General features: G+C 69.3%; 22 protein-coding genes. 5 read left to right on the top strand and 17 right to left on the bottom strand.

The features are described from left to right. Position 1 precedes the first annotated feature (1 nt). The 4 genes from ACFXDE_RS21140 to ACFXDE_RS21125 all read right to left on the bottom strand — a co-directional run bounded on the left by ACFXDE_RS21140 (position 2) and on the right by ACFXDE_RS21125 (position 4,269). A complete protein-coding gene (locus tag ACFXDE_RS21140; RefSeq protein ID WP_380496332.1) occupies positions 2-1,012 on the bottom strand; it encodes a phage distal tail protein in 1,011 nt (336 codons plus the stop codon). 202 nt (positions 1,013-1,214) lie between these two features. Further along, positions 1,215-3,380 (bottom strand): hypothetical protein, encoded by a 2,166-nt coding sequence (locus ACFXDE_RS21135; protein ID WP_380496330.1) that lies wholly within the window; start codon positions 3,378-3,380, stop codon positions 1,215-1,217. 50 nt (positions 3,381-3,430) lie between these two features. Continuing rightward, entirely contained in the window at positions 3,431-3,967 is a 537-nt protein-coding gene (locus tag ACFXDE_RS21130; protein ID WP_380496327.1) for a hypothetical protein, read from the bottom strand. After that, positions 3,928-4,269 carry a hypothetical protein gene (locus ACFXDE_RS21125; RefSeq protein WP_380496325.1) on the bottom strand — a complete coding sequence of 114 codons (342 nt, stop codon included), beginning with the start codon at positions 4,267-4,269 and terminating at the stop codon, positions 3,928-3,930. Before ACFXDE_RS21125 ends, ACFXDE_RS21130 begins: the two co-directional genes overlap by 40 nt. Positions 4,270-4,622: 353 nt before the next feature. Here ACFXDE_RS21125 and ACFXDE_RS21120 point away from each other — a divergent pair, with 353 nt between their 5' ends. After that, positions 4,623-4,835 carry a hypothetical protein gene (locus ACFXDE_RS21120; protein ID WP_380496323.1) on the top strand — a complete coding sequence of 71 codons (213 nt, stop codon included), beginning with the start codon at positions 4,623-4,625 and terminating at the stop codon, positions 4,833-4,835. On the opposite strand, the gene ACFXDE_RS21115 is transcribed toward ACFXDE_RS21120, so the two are convergent. Genes ACFXDE_RS21115 through ACFXDE_RS21090 form a run of 6 tightly spaced genes read right to left on the bottom strand, consistent with a single transcriptional unit; the run spans position 4,820 to position 7,928 of the window. Next, positions 4,820-5,419 (bottom strand): hypothetical protein, encoded by a 600-nt coding sequence (locus ACFXDE_RS21115; RefSeq protein WP_380496321.1) that lies wholly within the window; start codon positions 5,417-5,419, stop codon positions 4,820-4,822. The genes ACFXDE_RS21120 and ACFXDE_RS21115 overlap by 16 nt on opposite strands. A gap of 20 nt (positions 5,420-5,439) precedes the next feature. Then, a complete protein-coding gene (locus tag ACFXDE_RS21110; RefSeq protein ID WP_380496319.1) occupies positions 5,440-5,868 on the bottom strand; it encodes a hypothetical protein in 429 nt (142 codons plus the stop codon). Beyond that, the gene (locus ACFXDE_RS21105; protein ID WP_380496316.1) at positions 5,865-6,122 is read right to left on the bottom strand and encodes a DUF5403 family protein; all 258 of its coding nucleotides are present in this window, start codon (positions 6,120-6,122) and stop codon (positions 5,865-5,867) included. The genes ACFXDE_RS21110 and ACFXDE_RS21105 overlap by 4 nt, the downstream gene beginning before the upstream one ends. A 10-nt stretch (positions 6,123-6,132) precedes the next feature. After that, positions 6,133-6,516, bottom strand: coding sequence for a hypothetical protein (locus ACFXDE_RS21100; RefSeq protein WP_380496314.1), 384 nt, complete (start codon positions 6,514-6,516; stop codon positions 6,133-6,135). Further along, on the bottom strand, positions 6,513-6,941 hold the full coding sequence (locus ACFXDE_RS21095) for a hypothetical protein (RefSeq protein ID WP_380496311.1): 429 nt from the start codon (positions 6,939-6,941) through the stop codon (positions 6,513-6,515). The genes ACFXDE_RS21100 and ACFXDE_RS21095 overlap by 4 nt, the downstream gene beginning before the upstream one ends. Before the next feature lie 9 nt (positions 6,942-6,950). Then, entirely contained in the window at positions 6,951-7,928 is a 978-nt protein-coding gene (locus tag ACFXDE_RS21090; RefSeq protein ID WP_380496450.1) for a P22 phage major capsid protein family protein, read from the bottom strand. Between the two features lie 228 nt (positions 7,929-8,156). Between ACFXDE_RS21090 and ACFXDE_RS21085 the strand changes: the two genes are divergently transcribed. Continuing rightward, complete coding sequence (locus tag ACFXDE_RS21085) at positions 8,157-8,315, top strand: hypothetical protein (RefSeq protein WP_380496310.1); 159 nt, start codon at positions 8,157-8,159, stop codon at positions 8,313-8,315. 39 nt (positions 8,316-8,354) lie between these two features. Here the strand turns inward: ACFXDE_RS21085 and ACFXDE_RS21080 are convergent, their stop codons facing one another. Next, positions 8,355-8,828, bottom strand: coding sequence for a hypothetical protein (locus tag ACFXDE_RS21080; protein WP_380496307.1), 474 nt, complete (start codon positions 8,826-8,828; stop codon positions 8,355-8,357). 230 nt (positions 8,829-9,058) lie between these two features. Between ACFXDE_RS21080 and ACFXDE_RS21075 the strand changes: the two genes are divergently transcribed. Beyond that, positions 9,059-9,247, top strand: a complete 189-nt coding sequence (locus ACFXDE_RS21075) for a hypothetical protein (protein ID WP_380496305.1) — start codon at positions 9,059-9,061, stop codon at positions 9,245-9,247. Positions 9,248-9,329: 82 nt separating this feature from the next. On the opposite strand, the gene ACFXDE_RS21070 is transcribed toward ACFXDE_RS21075, so the two are convergent. The 3 genes from ACFXDE_RS21070 to ACFXDE_RS21060 are packed head-to-tail and all read right to left on the bottom strand — an operon-like array spanning position 9,330 to position 13,262. Further along, positions 9,330-10,220 carry a hypothetical protein gene (locus ACFXDE_RS21070; protein ID WP_380496302.1) on the bottom strand — a complete coding sequence of 297 codons (891 nt, stop codon included), beginning with the start codon at positions 10,218-10,220 and terminating at the stop codon, positions 9,330-9,332. Then, on the bottom strand, positions 10,141-11,601 hold the full coding sequence (locus ACFXDE_RS21065; RefSeq protein WP_380496300.1) for a phage portal protein: 1,461 nt from the start codon (positions 11,599-11,601) through the stop codon (positions 10,141-10,143). Before ACFXDE_RS21065 ends, ACFXDE_RS21070 begins: the two co-directional genes overlap by 80 nt. Beyond that, on the bottom strand, positions 11,601-13,262 hold the full coding sequence (locus tag ACFXDE_RS21060; RefSeq protein WP_380496298.1) for a terminase: 1,662 nt from the start codon (positions 13,260-13,262) through the stop codon (positions 11,601-11,603). Before ACFXDE_RS21060 ends, ACFXDE_RS21065 begins: the two co-directional genes overlap by 1 nt. Before the next feature lie 149 nt (positions 13,263-13,411). Here ACFXDE_RS21060 and ACFXDE_RS21055 point away from each other — a divergent pair, with 149 nt between their 5' ends. Then, positions 13,412-13,624 (top strand): hypothetical protein, encoded by a 213-nt coding sequence (locus ACFXDE_RS21055; protein ID WP_380496296.1) that lies wholly within the window; start codon positions 13,412-13,414, stop codon positions 13,622-13,624. Positions 13,625-13,885: 261 nt separating this feature from the next. Here ACFXDE_RS21055 and ACFXDE_RS21050 read toward each other — a convergent pair whose 3' ends face one another. From ACFXDE_RS21050 to ACFXDE_RS21040, 3 genes are read right to left on the bottom strand one after another with little or no spacing between them, the layout of a single operon-like run. Continuing rightward, a complete protein-coding gene (locus tag ACFXDE_RS21050; RefSeq protein ID WP_380496294.1) occupies positions 13,886-14,116 on the bottom strand; it encodes a hypothetical protein in 231 nt (76 codons plus the stop codon). Positions 14,117-14,128: 12 nt separating this feature from the next. After that, entirely contained in the window at positions 14,129-14,479 is a 351-nt protein-coding gene (locus ACFXDE_RS21045; protein ID WP_380496291.1) for a hypothetical protein, read from the bottom strand. After that, positions 14,476-14,799, bottom strand: coding sequence for an HNH endonuclease (locus ACFXDE_RS21040; protein WP_380496289.1), 324 nt, complete (start codon positions 14,797-14,799; stop codon positions 14,476-14,478). The genes ACFXDE_RS21045 and ACFXDE_RS21040 overlap by 4 nt, the downstream gene beginning before the upstream one ends. A 574-nt stretch (positions 14,800-15,373) precedes the next feature. Between ACFXDE_RS21040 and ACFXDE_RS21035 the strand changes: the two genes are divergently transcribed. Then, positions 15,374-15,655, top strand: a complete 282-nt coding sequence (locus tag ACFXDE_RS21035; protein WP_380496287.1) for a hypothetical protein — start codon at positions 15,374-15,376, stop codon at positions 15,653-15,655. The last annotated feature ends 25 nt before the right edge of the window (positions 15,656-15,680 follow it).

Below are 15,680 nucleotides of genomic sequence, written 5' to 3'. Positions count from 1 at the left end.
CTTACATCCAGGCGGAGCGCCACAGCACGTCCGCCGTGACCCCGTCGGGGCCTTCGAGTACGTCGAGTTGGACGGTGCTCGCCCCGGGCGGGAGGGCGAACCAGGCGGAGCCGGGATCGACCTGCCCGAAGCGGGAGGCACCGTTGAGGGTGATGCGGCGGCGGCCCATGTCGATCACCAGGGCATCGCCGCGGCCGACCCGAAGTCCACGGGTGGCGAAGCGGCGGCGGACCCCGTCGTGGACGAGGATGAGCGACGGGTCGCGGATCTCGCCGGTGGCCGGGGTGAGCCGGACGACGGGCCAGGTGTCCACCGAGCCCCGGTTGTCGATGTCCGGAGCGGACCGGCTGGTGGGGCCGTTGCCCATGTCGAACGGGAAGGTGAGCGGGAAGATTGGCCTGCCGCCCCGGGGGACGGCCACCGCCACGGTCGCCCGTGCCTGGTCAGCCGAGTACAGCCGGGGGTCGGTCGCCAGCAGCTCGATGGTGACGCGGCGGCGGCCGGCGTGGAAGTCGCGGTCCACGGTGACGTTCCGCTTGCGAACGCGGGCCAGCAGCCGGGAGCGTCCGCCGGCCACCCCGGGAAACGCGAACTCCAAGGGCCGCTCGTCGCCCCCGGGGGCGAAGGCGGCCAGCAGATCGGGAAGCTCGTGGTCGTCCAGGGCCAGCATGGTGAGGGTGATGGTGCGGGCGCCCATGTAGTCGGTGCCCGGGGTCAGGCCGTCGCGCTGAAGCAGCTCGGCGTCCGAGGTCCGGACATCCGGAGCGTCGAGAAGGCCGGCCACCTCCTCCAGCACGATGGAGGAGTTCTCACCCAGCAGCAGGCCACCCCAACGCGCCGTCCACGGCTGGCCGGTGTAGGGGTTGCGGGCGCTGGGCTGCGGGCCGATGTCCGGGCGCTTCGGCGGTGGTAGGTCCGGCAGGGTCCGGAAGATGACCGGCTCCGACCAGGAGTCCAGGCCGGTGCCGGTGGTGTGGTAGCGGACCCGGTACTCGGTGTCCGGCTCCAGCACCGGGTCGTCGCCCAGCGGGCCGCCGTCGCCGACCAGGGCGGTGCCCGGCCAGGAGGGGTCTTCGGCGTCGTAATGCGCCTTGCCCGTCTTGGTGTTGGTGGTTTCGACGTCCGTCCACGCGCCCGGAGTCTTCGTGTAGAAGACCCGGGCGGTGTGGGCGGTGACGTCGCCGATGAAGGGTGGGGGAAGAGCCCCGATCGCGCTACCTCCCGGAGGTCTTCAGCTCCCACGCGATGGCCTTGCCGATCTCGTGGGGGTCCGCGTTGGTGCGGGCGGTGACGGTGATGTTGGGGCCGTAGCGCTCCCGGCCGGCATCCTTCGACGCGATGTCCGGGTGGCGCAGACCGGCGGCGGCGCGCTGGCCGTAGCCGTAGGAGTCCAGCGAGCGAAGCCCGGAGGCGACCGGGCGAAGAGCCTGCTCCAGCGGGCTCGCGTACGCGGCGGCGGGCATGGCGGCGAACGCCATCGGGGCGGCCATCAGGGCCCGCGGGGCCGCCATCGGGGCGGACGCGGGAGCCGAGCTGAAGGGGTTGATCTTGTCGATGATCCCCGAGGCGATGCTGCCGACGTTGATCGACTTCATGCCGTTGATCAGGCCCTGGACCGCCGACTTGCCCTTGTCGTAGAGCAGCGAGCCCAGGTCGCCGATCGCCGAGAGGATCTTGCCCGGCAGCTCCGAGACGTACGAGACCACCGCGGCGATTCCGGACGAGACCCCGCTGGAGATGTTCGACCACGCCGAACTCACCGCGCTGGTACAGGAGTTGCACGCTGACGACGTCCACGAGGTGACGTTCCGCCAGCCTGCGGCCACGGCAGAGCCCGTGGACGAGACCGCCGACGACACTGACGACGTCACGGACGACCAGGACGAGGAGGTCCAGGACGTCACGTCGCCCCAGGTCGAAGACGTCCACGAAGAGACGTCGCGCCAGCCGGAGGCCACGGCAGAGCCCGCAGACGACGCCGCGTCCGAGACCCAGGACTTGACGGACGACCAGGTGGAGGCCGTCCCCGAGGACACGGACCCCCAGGCTGAGGCCGTGCCGGACGTCAGTCCGTCCCAGGCGGCTTGGACTGCGTGCCAGGCGGCCACGGCTCCGGTCGCCAGGGCGTCCCAGGCTTGCATGGTGACCGAGAAGCCGATCACCAGCGCGCGCAGCCCGAGGTCAACTATCCGCATCAGAGCGGCAGTTGCCTGCGCATTGTCCTTGAAGACGGCGAAGAACTGGCGCAGTGTGTCTGCGAACCAGCTGATCGACACGGCGATCTCGGGCGCGAAGGCGACCGCCAGGGAGGCGATCCCCTGGAGGAAGGCGTCGAGCAGGCCGACCAACGGGCCCAGGATCAGCTTGAGTTGGTCGCCCCCATTGGACAGGGTGAGGAAGAAGTCACCGAGGGCGGCTCCGATGCCGACGAGCGCAACCGGCAGCTCGTCGGTGAACGCCTTCATCCCCGGCGACTGCATCGCCGCCGTGAGCTTCGGGAACAGCGTGTCCGTGAAGTCGGTGATCGACTTCACCATGGGCCGGACGTACTGGGCCCCGGCGTCGAAGAACGCCTTGAACTGCGGCTCGGCCTGCTTGAACCAGGCCGTTACGTCGCGTACCGCACCGCCAAACTCCGTACGGATGGCGGCAGTTGCAGGCTTCAGCGCCTCACTGGCGGCCTGCATCGCCTCCTTGGCCTTGTCGCCAAGGGCCTTCATGTCGCCGGCCGCTGCGACGGCCGCAAGGCCCAGCGGCAGGACCGGCAGGGCCGCCAGCGCCAGGACGCCGATCAGCCCCGAGGCGACGACCGTCACCCACGTGGCGATCGCGGTGACCGCGATGAGCAGCGGCGCTGCCGCAGCGGCGGACTGGGCGAACCCGGCCGCCATGCCCAGCGCCCCCTGGGCGGCCGAGCTGATGCCCGACCCGATGCCCTGAAGGGCAGAGGCCGTCTGCTCGATCGAGAGCGTGAACAGCCGCCCGAAGGACCGGGCAACCTCCGCGGCCCCTGAACCCAGGTCGCGCAGACCGGACTTGACCCGGTCCAGTCCGCCTCTGGCGAGGTGGACGTTGATACCCAGCCGCCAGCGGCGGCCGGTGAACGCGCGGACCCGAGCTTCGGCCGGCGCGGTGTCGGCATCGACACCGACCCGGGTTCGTCGCTCCCGGGTGAGGGCGGCGATCCGGGCGGCAGCCTCCGCCGTGTCGGCGAAGACGTTGACCCGGACGCTGCGGTCGTGGGTCAGCTCCCGCAGCCGGGCGTTCACGCCCGTGGTGTCAAGGTCCAGCTTGACCTTGAGCTTGGTGTACTTCTCCAGCATCTCCAGGTACCGCCGCAAGCGGTCCCGGAAGCCGTCGGTGTCCGGCAGCACCCTCACATGGAGGCGTCCTACCTCTTTGCCGCCGGGGCCGGCCATCGGCTCACCTCCTACGTGAGTCGGACCGGCGCGGACCGAACCGGCGCGGAGCGCGCGAGCACGGCCGCCGGTAGGCGGAACGTTTCTGCAAGGGGAGCTGACGCCTCGGCGAGCATCGGGCCCCCACCCTCGCCGACCTCACGCTGGAGCGCGGCGGCGAACGGGCTGGTGCCGGTGGGCCTGCGGGACTTCTTGGCGTACGGGCGGGGGTAGGGCGTCGGCCGCTCCACGCTGCGGGGGTTCTTCGACGCCTTGGCGACCTGGACGTGGGTGAGCGCCTGGACGGCGTCCACCAGGTCTGCCAGGACGTACGTCCCGGCGTCCCAGCCCAGCGCCTCACGGCCACCGCGGAATGCGGCCAATGTCGCGGAGTCGTCGGGGAAGGTCCCGATCAGGGCGAGGATCAAGCGGGCGGAGTGCCGGCCCCGGAGCCAGTCCAGGACGTCCACGCCGCAGAAGCGGCGCAGGTCGGCGGTGATCTCCGCGCCGTGCTTGTCCAGCAGCCTGATCAGGCCGCCGCTTCCCCCGGCGCGGCCTCCTCCATCCACCGCTCGACCACGGTCATGGTCTGCTCCAGCGGCAGCGCGTCCACGCTCTCGCGCATCGCCTTCTTGTCGGAGGCGACCGCGACCAGCAGGCCGGTCATCGCGTCGATCCGCTTCTCGTTGCTGACCTTCTGCGACTGCACGACGTCCAGCAGGGCGAGCGCGGCCTTCAGGTCACCGCCGGGCAGGGCCTCGATCCGGCGCAGGCGCAGCTTCTTGCCGTTCTTGGCAACGAACTTGGTGCCCTTGCCGGTGTGCTTGCGCTCGGCCTCGGCGGCGAGGGCGGCGAAGTCCAGGGTGGTCAAAGAGGTGCCTCCAGGCGGTTTGACAGATCTGACGAATGTTCACAAAACTACTGGCGTGAGGATGGCTACCTCACGAATCGACCCGCTTCAACCGCCGGGGTGTAGGGCAACGCACCCTGCCTTCGGGCACAACCGTTCGACAGCCGGTGCTCTCGAACGGTTAGCGCGAGGCAAAGAACCGACTCTCACCAGCAAGGACGCATCTCCCCCAGGGGAAACTGGAGAGGATCTCCAGCAACTTCCGAGCACCTGCACCGGCAGGTCTCGATTCACCTATCCACTTGCGGTAGGTCGGATCGAGCCTGCCCAAGACAGGCCGACTCCCGATCTACCGTCAGATTAAGGGAGTTGTAGTGCAGGTTCCTGACTGGCTGGCACCTATTGTCCTCGGTGCCGCTGCGGTCGTTGCCGTCCTTCGCGTGGCGCTCAGGCGTTGGATTCCGTCGCTGAGCGAGGACGCAATCATCTCGATTCGCGCGATCCGCAAGGTTCAGGCGGAGCTGCGGAAGGGCCGGGCGGCGGTGCGGCCAGTACTGCCTGAGGAAGAAGATCAGGCAGCGGTCTGAAGGCCGGCGGCCAGGTCGAACACGGGCGTGACGGTGCCCAGCGGTGCGGACTGGTTCAGGGCCACGACGGTGGCCTTGACCGGCATCTCGCCGAGCGCGGCGGGGTCCATGGTCACCGCGTCCGCGCCGATGATCGACGTCTTCGGGTAGTGCCACACGACGGCCTTACCGCCGTCCACGGCGGCGATCATCAGCGCCCGGTTCTGCGCGGTGGGGCTGGTCGGGATCGAGAACAGGCCCTTGCTGTCCAGGCCCTTGTCCGTGCCGTAGTAGAGCTTGTACGACTCCGCGGTGAAGTCGGACAGGTTGATCGTCACCGCGTAGGTCTTGCCGGGGTCCGTGGTCTTCAGGCTCTTGTTCTGCCAGGACCCCAGCACCTCGGGCTCGTCGCCATCGACGCTCATCTCGATGCCGTTGTCCAGGCTGGTGTTGCCGATGGACTTCCATGTCAGGCCGCTGGGGCCCCACTTGGTCGAGTCCTTCGGGTCGAAGCCCTTGCTCAGGTCCGGCAGCGCGGTGCCCGGCGGGGCGACGTAGATGTATCCGGTGCCCGGTACCAGGACCGGGGCGTCGTCAGCAGCCAAGCCGACTCCTTTCCGGCCCGTCAGCGGGGCCGTGTAGCGATCATGTAGTTGGCCGAGAACCGGAAGAAGCCGGCCTGGGCCTCGGTCATGGGGTCGGTGGTCATGAACGGCCCCGTGGCCTCGCGGAAGCGAGACAGGTAACCCTCGGCGTTGCCGAACTGCTCGAAAGTCAGGCGGACCAGGCCGGCGCGAGCGCGGCGGGCCAGCAGGGAGGCGTCCGCGCGCGAGGTGGCGTAGGTCTGGACGGTGAACATGCCCTCGTCTATGAACCGCTTGTCCTTCATCACCCCGCCCACCCGGCGGGCGATCACCAGCCCGCCCGTCTTGCGCAGTGCGAGCTGCCAGTCGGTGGGCAGGTAGACCGCGCAGCGGTGTTCCGGGAGGACGGTGCGCAGGGCTTCCAGGAGGATGCGCTCGGAGTCGGGCATCAGGTACGGCTCGCGGGTCACCACAGGGCGGCCTCCATCGCGTGGATGCCGTCCACGTGGCGGTTCGCGCGGTGGTTGAAGCCGCCCCAGTTCTTGTGGGCGGCCAACGGGTCCAGGTTGACGATCGCGTAACCCTTGGCGTGGCGGCGCACCTTCAGCCCGGCGATGAACTCGCCGGTGTCGATGTGGAGCGCGGCCTTCGCGGCGACGCGGGCCTTGCGCTCCTCGGCCTCCAACTTGAGGGCTCCCATCACACCGGGCAGCCCGGAGACCACGGCGTCAATGTCAGGACGGATCTCCGCCACTTTGGCCACCGCCCTCCACGATCACGGTCACGAAGCGCATGCGGTCGGAAGCGCCGTGGTGGGCGCGCGGGGCGTCCACCACGGCCCAGCGGGTGCCGGGGTCGCCCTCGTCGGCGAACTCCAGCGACGACCACTTGTCGATCACCACGTCCGGTGGAAAGACCACCTTGCGGCGTACGGGCGGGGACCAGCCGACCTGAGCGCCGACCGGGGCGCGCCAGCCTGCGGCGTCGCCGACCGGTGCGACCCAGGCCGAGTAGGTGGTGCTCGGCCCGGGTGCCGGCCGACGGTCGCCGTAGCCGTCATCGACCATGACCACGGTGTGGACGCTCACGCGGGTGCGGCCCCGCTCCAGCAGGCTCACGCGGCACCCCAGGAGTCCTCGGGGTCCGGGAACGGGTAGCCGACCCGCAGGCCGCGCGAGGCGACCTCGCGGCGGGCCTGCACGGAGCGCAGACCACCGCGGCCTGCCACCCGCTCGATCAGCGCTTGCTCACCCCGGGTCAGGGCCAGGCCCATCGGGAAGCCGTCCGACATGCGGTAGCTCACCTCTCCGGCCTGCTCCTGCACGTACCCCTCGGGGTTGCGGAAGCGGCGGTCGGCGACAGCCAGGGCCAACGTGCGGATCACCTGGGGGTGGCGCTGCGGGGTCCACGCAGGGTGGCCGGTGGCGGCGATGACCCAGAAGGCGTCTTCGATCGCGGCGTTCGCCCGCTCCCAGTCCGGGGTGCCGGTGGAGGGAGCGGGCTTGCCCAGGCGCTTGAACAGGTCGGCGACGTCGAGCGCCACGGCGACCCCTTACTTGGCGACCGGGGCGGCCGGCTCGCCGGTGAAGGTGACGCGGATGCCTCGGACCTTGACCAGGTTCTTCGGGTCCTGCCAGTTGGTCTCGTTCTTCTTCAGGTCGGTGACCAGGGTCGCGCCCCAGTAGGAGGAGAGGAACGAACGCTCCATCGCGGCACCGCTGTTGTAGTCCTTGATCCAGCGCAGGGCGAAGCCGTCGGCGGTCTGCCGGCCGCCCTTGGCGGACTCCGGGACCGACGGCGCACCCGACACGAGCTGGATCGCGGAGCGGTGGAAGGCGTAGACGCCGAGCGGGGCGAGGACATCGTTGGTGGACTCCACGATGTCGAAACCGTAGAGGTTGCCGATGGTGGCCTGGCGGATCGCCGCGCCGCCGTTGGCGGACTCGTTGGCCCGGGAGATGTTCGGGTCGTTCAGCACGTAGTACGCGGCCTCCGAGCCGAGCACGGCGGTCCGGCCCTCGGCGGGGATGTTCTCCTTGTTGAGCTGGACGCGCAGGCGCGCGAGGCTCTTGCGGATCATCTGGCCGGCCTGCTCGTCGCTGGTGGCCTTGGTCAGGTCCACCGGGATCTTCGCGGTGGCGGCGACGTCGGGGAACTCGTTCATCGCGCTCGCCACCTTGTCCTCAAGGCGCTCGGTGATGGAGTCCACCTGCGGGACCATGACCTGCTCGCCGAAGGACAGGAGGTCGAGCGACAGTTCCGCGTCGGAGAGGTCCACCGCGGAGTAGGCGTGGGTGTCGAACTTGACCGTCAGCAGGCCCTCGTTCAGGTTCTCCGACTGAATCCACGTGGTGGCGTCGTTGAACTTGCGCTTGGCGTCGATCCGCTCCTCGGCACCCTTCAGGCGGGCGGGGCGGCGGATCGAGAGCACCTGGCCGGTGGCGTTGACGAACTCCTCGGCGGCCCGGCGGTCGAACTTGTGGGCCAGCTGGACGCTGTCCTTCAGGTTGGCGATGGCCTGGACGACCAGCTTGTCGGGGTTCTGGAAGGCGTTGGCACGTGCGGGGTTGAGAGAGATGGCGCTGTTCCTCGGGAAGACGGAAGGCCGCCCCGGGGCAGGGCGGCCTCAGGTTCGGGTGATCATTTCAAGCCGACAGGGGCAGACCGCTGTCTCGTAGTCGTCCGGTGACAACGGGTGTCCCCGGATGGGAACATGCCAGAGCACGAACCCATCGGACACGGAAGAAGGAGACAGGACATGGCAGAGGGCAAGCAGCGACTGGAGACGAAGCAGATCACCGGGCAGGTCATCACGCACACCATCGTCAAGCCGATTGAGGGCGATTACCTCGATGGCAACGAGCTGGACGGTCAGCGTCTCGCCGCGCTGAAGCAGAAGGACACCACCTCGGAGTGACGGTGGACGATGCCTGACCCCGCCCGCCCAGCCCTTCGGTCAGATGCCGAAGCGGCGCTGGCGCAGCTTCTCGGCCAGCCCCTTGTACGGATCGGGCTCGGAGTGTGGGGTCAGCCCGCCCGCGCCCAGAAGCGGCTTCGGCGCGGCGACGGCGGCCAGCTGCTCGGCGTGCTGGCGGACGGTGGCCTCGTCGCCGCCCTGGACCAGGGCGGCCAGGACCGGCGGCAGCGCGTACTCGGCGGCGATCCGGTCTCGAAGCGCCTGCTCCTGGAGCTGGGCGACCTGCGCGCGCAGCTCGTCCGCCTCGACCCCGGCCTCGGTGGAGCGCTCGCGGGTGGCGTCCAGGTCGGCCTGCATCTTCTCGTAGAGTGCGCGGTAGTCCGGCTCCACCGGCTTCGGGGCGGCGCTCTCCTCGCCGCCCGCCGGGGCCTCGGGCTGCGGCTCAGCCGGCGGGGTGGCCGGGTTCACCACGCCGCCGGGGATCGCCTCGGCCGGGGTCGGGGTCTCGGACACGTCTCTCCTAAGTGGTTGGATTCGGCACTTCTTTGAGGGTTGATCAAGCTGCCAGCGCGACAGAGATCCGGTTCCACTGGGCGCTCCCACCGTGGTCTGGCGTCCTCTGTCGGGCAGAGATAGTGCAATCGGCCGCGAGCCCGTGTCGTCCAATCTCCGGCTTCCGTTGAATACCCGAGGGCGGGTTCCATAGGGCGCCCTGCGTGACTTCGAGAAAGGGACACACGACTGTGATCAAGAAGGCAATGGTCGCGCTGGCGGTGGCTGCCGCAACCACGGCAGGGGTACTCGCCGCAGGCATTCCAGCTTCCGCAGAGATCGCCACGGGCTCCAGCCAGGACAGCACCACTTCGGTGGGCACCAGCCACGACACCATCCATCAGGAGAACGTCTCCGTCACCTACACCAACGTCTGGTAACTCCTGCGGTGCAGCTCTGGGGTCAGTGCCGGGCTGTGCTGTCGTCAGCGCGACGGCAGTGCAGCCGTGGTGCACGGATCTGTTAAGTCTTGGTGTAGTGGGTGCGCCAGTCGGCGAGCGAGCCGCCGCCGAACTCGCGCCACATCCGCTCGAACCGCGCGTTGGCGTCGGGGAGCTGGTAGCGGCGCGAGAAGATCGGGACGGCTTGGCAGTGGCAGTGGGGGTGAGCGCCGAAGGCGGCGGTGCGCTTGGACTTGTAGACCGCGCCTCGGCCGGCCATCAGCGCGCAGAAGTAGCAGGGCGAGCCCTCAGTGGCGCGGTAGTAGCCGATCGCCCCGGGGTCGTCCTGCAGCGCGTTGTGGATCATGTCGCGGCCGCCGTCCTGGACGATCTGCCCTCCCGCGCCGGAGCCGCCGGTTTTCAGTGACTCCAGGAACTCGCGCTCCCAGGCGATCAGTTCGGCGGCGTCCAGCGCGGCTGAGCCCTTCCGCTCGGCGTGCTCGCGCTCGTGCTTCTCCACGCGGTCGGCGATCTGCTGGCGGAACGTCTCCTCGGCCCTGCGGGCCTCGCGGTCGATAGCCTCGGCGGGGAAGGGGTTGCGGGTGTCCACCGGCAGGGGCTCGCGCGCCCCTGTGCCGGTCCGCTTGCCCGTGGCCGTGTTGAAGTCGGCCCACAGGGAGCCGAGCGAGGCGCCTGGACGGTAGCCGGGGCCTCCGATCACGCGGCCGGTCTCCAGAGCGCGCACCAGCCGGTAGAAGGCGACCGACAGCGTCCGGGAGGCCGCCGCGGACTCGCGGATCGCCGCCCGGTACTCAGTCCTAAGCGCGGTCAGCGAGGCGGCCAGCTCGCGGGCCTCGACACCCGCCAGTACCTGGGCCCAGCGGGCGGCGAAGTCAGCGGCCAGCGCTTCCTGCGCGAGCTGGTACGCGGCCACCGCCCGCAGGATCTCGGCGGTTCTGGGAATCCACGCCACCGCTCGCCTCCTTCTGCTGCTTCAGGGCCTCGGCCTCGGTGGCCTCCGCCTTGCGGGCGGCCTCCTCGGCGGCTTTCACCGCCTCGTCAATGTCGGCCTGGCTGAATCCGGGCACCTTGCGCAGCGCGACCGACAACGGGACGCCCTGCTGCATCAGCTTGACCATCGCGTCGGCGGCCTGGGCCAGCGAACGCGTTGCCTTCTCCGCCCATTCGACCTGGCTCTCGTCCTGCTCGATCTCGCCCCGGCCGGCCGCGACCGAGCACAGCCGGAACACCGACTCCCATGACTCGCCCAGCGAGTCCTGGAGCGTGGACAGGAACCGCTTGAACGAGGTCTCCGCTGCGGCGAGGGCGTCCGCGCTGAGGTTCACCAGGTTCGACCCGGCGAGGTAGTGGGGCGGCACGTCGGCCAGGCCCATGATCTCCTCGACGGTCTGACGGCGGGAGGCCAGCAGATCGCCGGTCGGCATCGCCGGGAGCTGCCCGAACCTTGCGTCCGAGTTGGGCGCCATCAGCAGCGTGGACGGGTCCAGCGAGGGGACGTCGTACACCGGCTCGCCGGTCTCCGGATCGCGCAGCGGGTCACCCGTCTCCGGGTCCAGCCGCTCGGCCGGCGCGAGGCCGGTGGCCCACCTGATCGCGTGCGCGCCCCAGTGCTCGTTGAGTAGCAGGGACAGGGTCTGCTGGTTCAGGCGGTCCTGCGAGGTGATCAGCGGCTCGACCAGGCCCCGGGTCCGGCCCCGAAGGTCCACGGACGGGGAGAACCGCACCACCGGGCACAGGCCCATGCCGTGCGGCTCGACGGCGAGCACCGCGGAGTCGGGCTCGGCGTCCAGGTTGACGGTGTACTTCGCCACGTCGTCCCACAGGAAGCCGACGGTACGGTCCTCGTCGGGCTGCTGCTCGGGCACGTGCAGCGCGTACACCGGGAACTCGTCCCACGCCGGATCGGCGTAGACGGCAACCGTGCTGATCGCGTCGTACGCGCGGATCACCGGCTCCTTACGGCCCTTGCGCGGGTCGGGGGTGACCACGGTGTACGCGGCCCCGCTGGTGAGCGCAGCACGGTGGACGGCGTTCTGGCGCTCGTCCAGCCGGTTCTTCTGCCAGAACGTCCACTCGTTGGCGTTCTCGCCGCTGCCCGGCTTGCGGAAGCCCTGCACGCGCAGGGCGTTCAGCGGGGCCTCCACCGCCAGGGCGGAGACGTTCACGATGGAGCGCTTCACCAGGTCTTTGAACTCGCTGTTCGCCTTGGCCGGCATCCACGGAGCGCGGTGCAGGCCGCGGGCGTACCGGTCAACCAGGTTCAGCCGCTCGGAGTCGCGGTCGATCAGCGACTTCGCGTGCCGGGCACGCTTGATCACGACGGGGAGGGACATCAGAACCCTCCTCGGGTCTGTAGCGTTCCGGGCCGCTTCTGCGGCTTGAGCTTGCCGCTCTCGGTAAGGCGGCGGTGGGCGATCCAGGCGATCACCATCGCGGCGTAGAGGTCCACCTTCAGCTTGGACTCGCGCGACTCCTTGCCGAACGAGATGCCGTACTGGTTGGGCCTCTTGCGGGCGTTGAGGGTGTGGCGGGTCAGTGAGTAGTCACGCACGTGGGGCAGGGCCACCGTCTCGATCGCCCCGACGAGCGCCATGTGCTCGGTCGTGATTTCCCTCTGGTTGGCGCGCATGTCGAAGCCGACCGTGGACTTCCCGGATGCCTTGATCAGCAGGTGCTTGCCGTACTTCTCCGACCAGTCGGCGACGTAGGACTCCCACCCCGCGACGTCGGCGAAGAACCCGACCACCGTGTACTTCTGGAAGACGTGGCCGACCATGTCGTTGACCTCCTGACCGTCCACTTCCCAGTGCTTGCCGGCCGGACCGTCGGGCTTCTCCCACAGCGCGATTTTCTGGACCAGCTTGTCCCGAACGCGCATCGCCAGCAGGCCGGTTGAGTCATCGGTCTTGCCGCCGTCAAAGGCGAGCACGATCCGCTCGCCCGGCTTGATGCCGTCGGCGGGCTCGACCGTGGCCAGGTCCCAGGTGTCCCGGTCCACCAGCGCGTCGTCGTGTGAGCTGAGCTGGTTGAGGTACTTGCGGCGGCTCTCGTCCTCGGAGGTGCTGGCGGACCAGATGTCCTTCATCACCCGCTCGGGGTTGATCCAGACCGAGTCGCCGCGGGCGCACAGGATCGCGGCGCGCAGCTGGTCCTCGTCGGCGAGATCGACCCCAGGCGGGGCCTCCACCGAGTCGTAGTAGATGCCGGCGTTCCTGTTGATTCCGTCGCGCTGCTTCTCGAAGGCGTACCAGGTGCCTTCGGCGACGCTTTCCTCCCCGATAACCGGGGCGTTGGTGATCTCCATCGTCCGGCCCGACACCTTGGTCGCGTTGGGGCGGATGGTGGCGGCGAGGCGCGGGCCGTGGTTGCCCTCGACCCAGTGCCAAGTCTCGTTGAGCAGCGCGAAGGACGGGCGCCCGCCCTCGGCGGCGCGGAAGGACGATGCCTTGGCCTCAAGGCGGCACTGACGGCCGTCGGTGTCGGTCTGCGAGGCGTAGCAGACCTCTTGGCCGAGCTTGATGGCGTACCGGTCGACCGCGGCTTGGCTGAAGATCGTGCTGAACGCCGACATCGTGTTGACGTTCTGACCGGCCGCCGTGGCGAAGATCTGCACCCAACTCTCCTGCGGCGGGCCGCCGATCGGCGATCCGTCGGCGCGAAAGCCCACCAGGCGACACGGGCCGACGAACTCCATCGCGGCGACGCTGGCCATCTTCGGGTCCTTGCCCCAGCCCTTGAGGCGGCGCAGGGTGCCGGACTCGTAGCGGAAGGCCCTGCCCCAGGTCTCGGGGTCGTTCGGGTCCTCAGGGACCGCGTCGTCGCGCAGCTCGTACCAGCGCGCGAGGATGCGGCACTGCTCAGGGGTGTACTTCCAGTCCGGCCGGAACGCACGGGCACTCCAGCGCAGCAGCTCGCCCGCGAGCGTGCGGTGCGGGTGCGGGACGTCGTCCGGGATCGTGCGGACCGGTTCGTAGACGATGGTCAGAACGGCCACCTCCCGAAGCAGGTCTGGACGAGTTAGGCAGCGGACGCCACGGAGTCACGGCTCTGGCCGGGTGCGGGATACAGGGAGCCAATGACAGGGAGATCGCCAGTGTGGTTTGCTCAGTGCGCCGCATCAGGCTGGCAAACGAAAGGATGGACATGGATCAGGCGTTCAAGGACCAGGTTTTCGCCCTCTTGGAGCAGCTCTACGCAGACAATGAAGGCCCCGTCGACCTGGATGTCTTCAAGTCGATTGCCGGGCAACTTGGTAAATACCAGAAGGAGTTCGTGTCCTTCGTGGAGCAGGCCGACCTCGACAAGGACGGCAAGCTCAGCATCGAAGAGCTGCGGAACGCGATCAACGCCGCGTGAGCACAGGAGAAGAACTGAAGCCAGTTATCGGCTGAGCCGATAGCTGGGCGGCCGACTTGGATACGACTCAGAGCCGGTCCATGTTGGCCACAAAGGCCACATCGGGGACGGTGTCCGCGATGGTGCGGACCGGCTCGTAGGTGAGGGGGGTGATTCACGCGTCGCCTCCCTCGTACGGCTCGGCTCGGCGGGCCGTTCCTAGGAAAGTCGGACCTTGCGGATAAGAACCACAGGCTGTAGCTCTAATTGCTCGCTGTCGGTCTACGGCTGGGCTGCCTCCCTGTGGGCGCGCTCCTCCAGCAACCGGGCCGCCTCCACGGAGACGTGCTCACCAGCCGCGAAGGGCGTAGTCATGTCGTGGGCCCACAGTTCGCGGGCGACGGCGTGCGGGACCTCGGAGTCCAAACACGCCTCGTAATAGACGATCGTCCGCGCGATGCGCAGCGACTCGTCCGAAGGGCCGGCGGCCCGGGTTGCCTTGCGGCGTGCCACGACGGCCCCCTCTCAGACTCGGTTGCCCCAGCGGGCGGCGATGGCGTCGCGGGCGTTGTGGCCTCGCTTAGGACCTTCGCCTTCACCGCGGATTTTGGAGAGGTGGCCGGCGGCCTGGGTGCGGTTGAGCTGGGCCTGCGCGATGCCGGGGTGCAGGACCATCATGTCCTTGCGGTTACCGCCCTCGATCATCTGGCCCTCGCGCTTCACCACGGCGTCGAGCTGGGCGGCGCGGGCGAGCATCGGCGCGGCGATGTCGATCAGCGCGAGGTCGGTCGGCTCAAGGTCGAGTTCCGTCTCGTACAGCTCGATCAGCGCGGTGCGGATCGCTGCCGGGTTCTTCTCGGTCGGATCGACGTTCAACGGATCTCCCCGGGGTGCGGTCGGCGGGTTCGGGCGGGCTGCCAGCGGTCCGCGGTGGCCCGTCGGCGGGCTCTGCCGGCGTCGGCCGCGTCCTTGCGCAGAACGTGCCAGTCGCACAGGGCACGGAGGTTGGCGGGGTCGTCGGAGCCGCCTTCGGAGGCGGGGACGATGTGGTCGCAGTGGCGGGCGGGCTCGGCGCACGGCTCGCCGGTGTCGTAGCGGATGTGCTGGCACATCCAGCCGTCGCGGTTCATCACCGCGCGGCGAAGGCGGGCCCAGTGCGGGGGAAGAGGGGTCGTCCGGCGCGAACTCGCGGACACGGAGACCTCCTTGAAGCGCAGGCCCCCGCCAGGTGCTCGACCACGACCGGGGAGAGAGGGCCGATCGGGGAGCGTTGCCCTGGCGGGGCTGCGGGAGGAGGCCGGCCGGGGTGCCGCAGCAACAGGTGCGCGCACGCGCGCGGAGCGGCCTCCACATGTATTAAGCCGGGGTGGTTAACGCCACCAACGCCCGCGGCCTCACTCTCCGCAATCAGTGCGTGGCAGAGTGTTCATCCCTGCTGGTCACGCTGTGTAGATGATCCAGAAGAAGGAGTCGGCCGGCGTTCGTATCGGATCTCGACTGCTATGACGCTCCGGGCAATAAAGGAACGCGCGCGGGAGGCACCCCCCGGATCACCCTGCGACGACTGGCAAACCGATGGCAGACGGTCGCCAATTCGCTTGTACAGCAAGGGAATTAGCTTCGCTTCACGCGAGCGCGCGTCTTCCGACTTGGCGAGATCGAGCACTCGACTATGTGTGATGCGCATCACTCAATCACCGTTGGACTTTCGGTGGTGGTGTGCCGCAGTGTTGGTCCTGCAAACGACGGACCAACCGAAACGAGATCACGATGCGTAACCACCTCACCCCCGCCGCCCTGGGGCTGGTCATGCTGCTGGCCGGGTCGCCGTGGCAGACCCACAACTGGGGTGGCGGGCTCGCGGCGGCCCTCCTGGCGGCCCTTGTCGCCCACTGGGTCCGGCAGGTGCCCGACCTCGTGAAGCGAGCCGTACAGGGCCCGGCACAGGCCGCCGAGCCGGAGCCCGTGACCGTCGCCCCCGCCCCGGCGAACAGCTACGACCGCGACCGCGCCGAGATCACCGGCCGCCGTCCGCGCCGCAACCGCCGCTAACCGCCCCGGCTCAACCCTCGGAGAA

It is taken from the genome of Kitasatospora sp. NPDC059408 (genome assembly GCF_042751525.1).
In the GTDB taxonomy this organism is placed as follows: domain Bacteria; phylum Actinomycetota; class Actinomycetes; order Streptomycetales; family Streptomycetaceae; genus Kitasatospora.
The sequence above is the reverse complement of the archived record's forward strand: the minus strand, read 5'-3'. Positions and strand labels throughout refer to the sequence as shown.

What these genes read in the sequence shown, in the direction of transcription:
- ACFXDE_RS21085 (WP_380496310.1), top strand. Translation starts at nt 8,157, where the DNA reads ATGGCAGAGGGCAAGCAGCGACTGGAGACGAAGCAGATCACCGGGCAG.
- ACFXDE_RS21065 (WP_380496300.1), bottom strand. Translation starts at nt 11,601, where the DNA reads ATGTCCCTCCCCGTCGTGATCAAGCGTGCCCGGCACGCGAAGTCGCTG.
- ACFXDE_RS21055 (WP_380496296.1), top strand. Translation starts at nt 13,412, where the DNA reads ATGGATCAGGCGTTCAAGGACCAGGTTTTCGCCCTCTTGGAGCAGCTC.
- ACFXDE_RS21035 (WP_380496287.1), top strand. Translation starts at nt 15,374, where the DNA reads ATGCGTAACCACCTCACCCCCGCCGCCCTGGGGCTGGTCATGCTGCTG.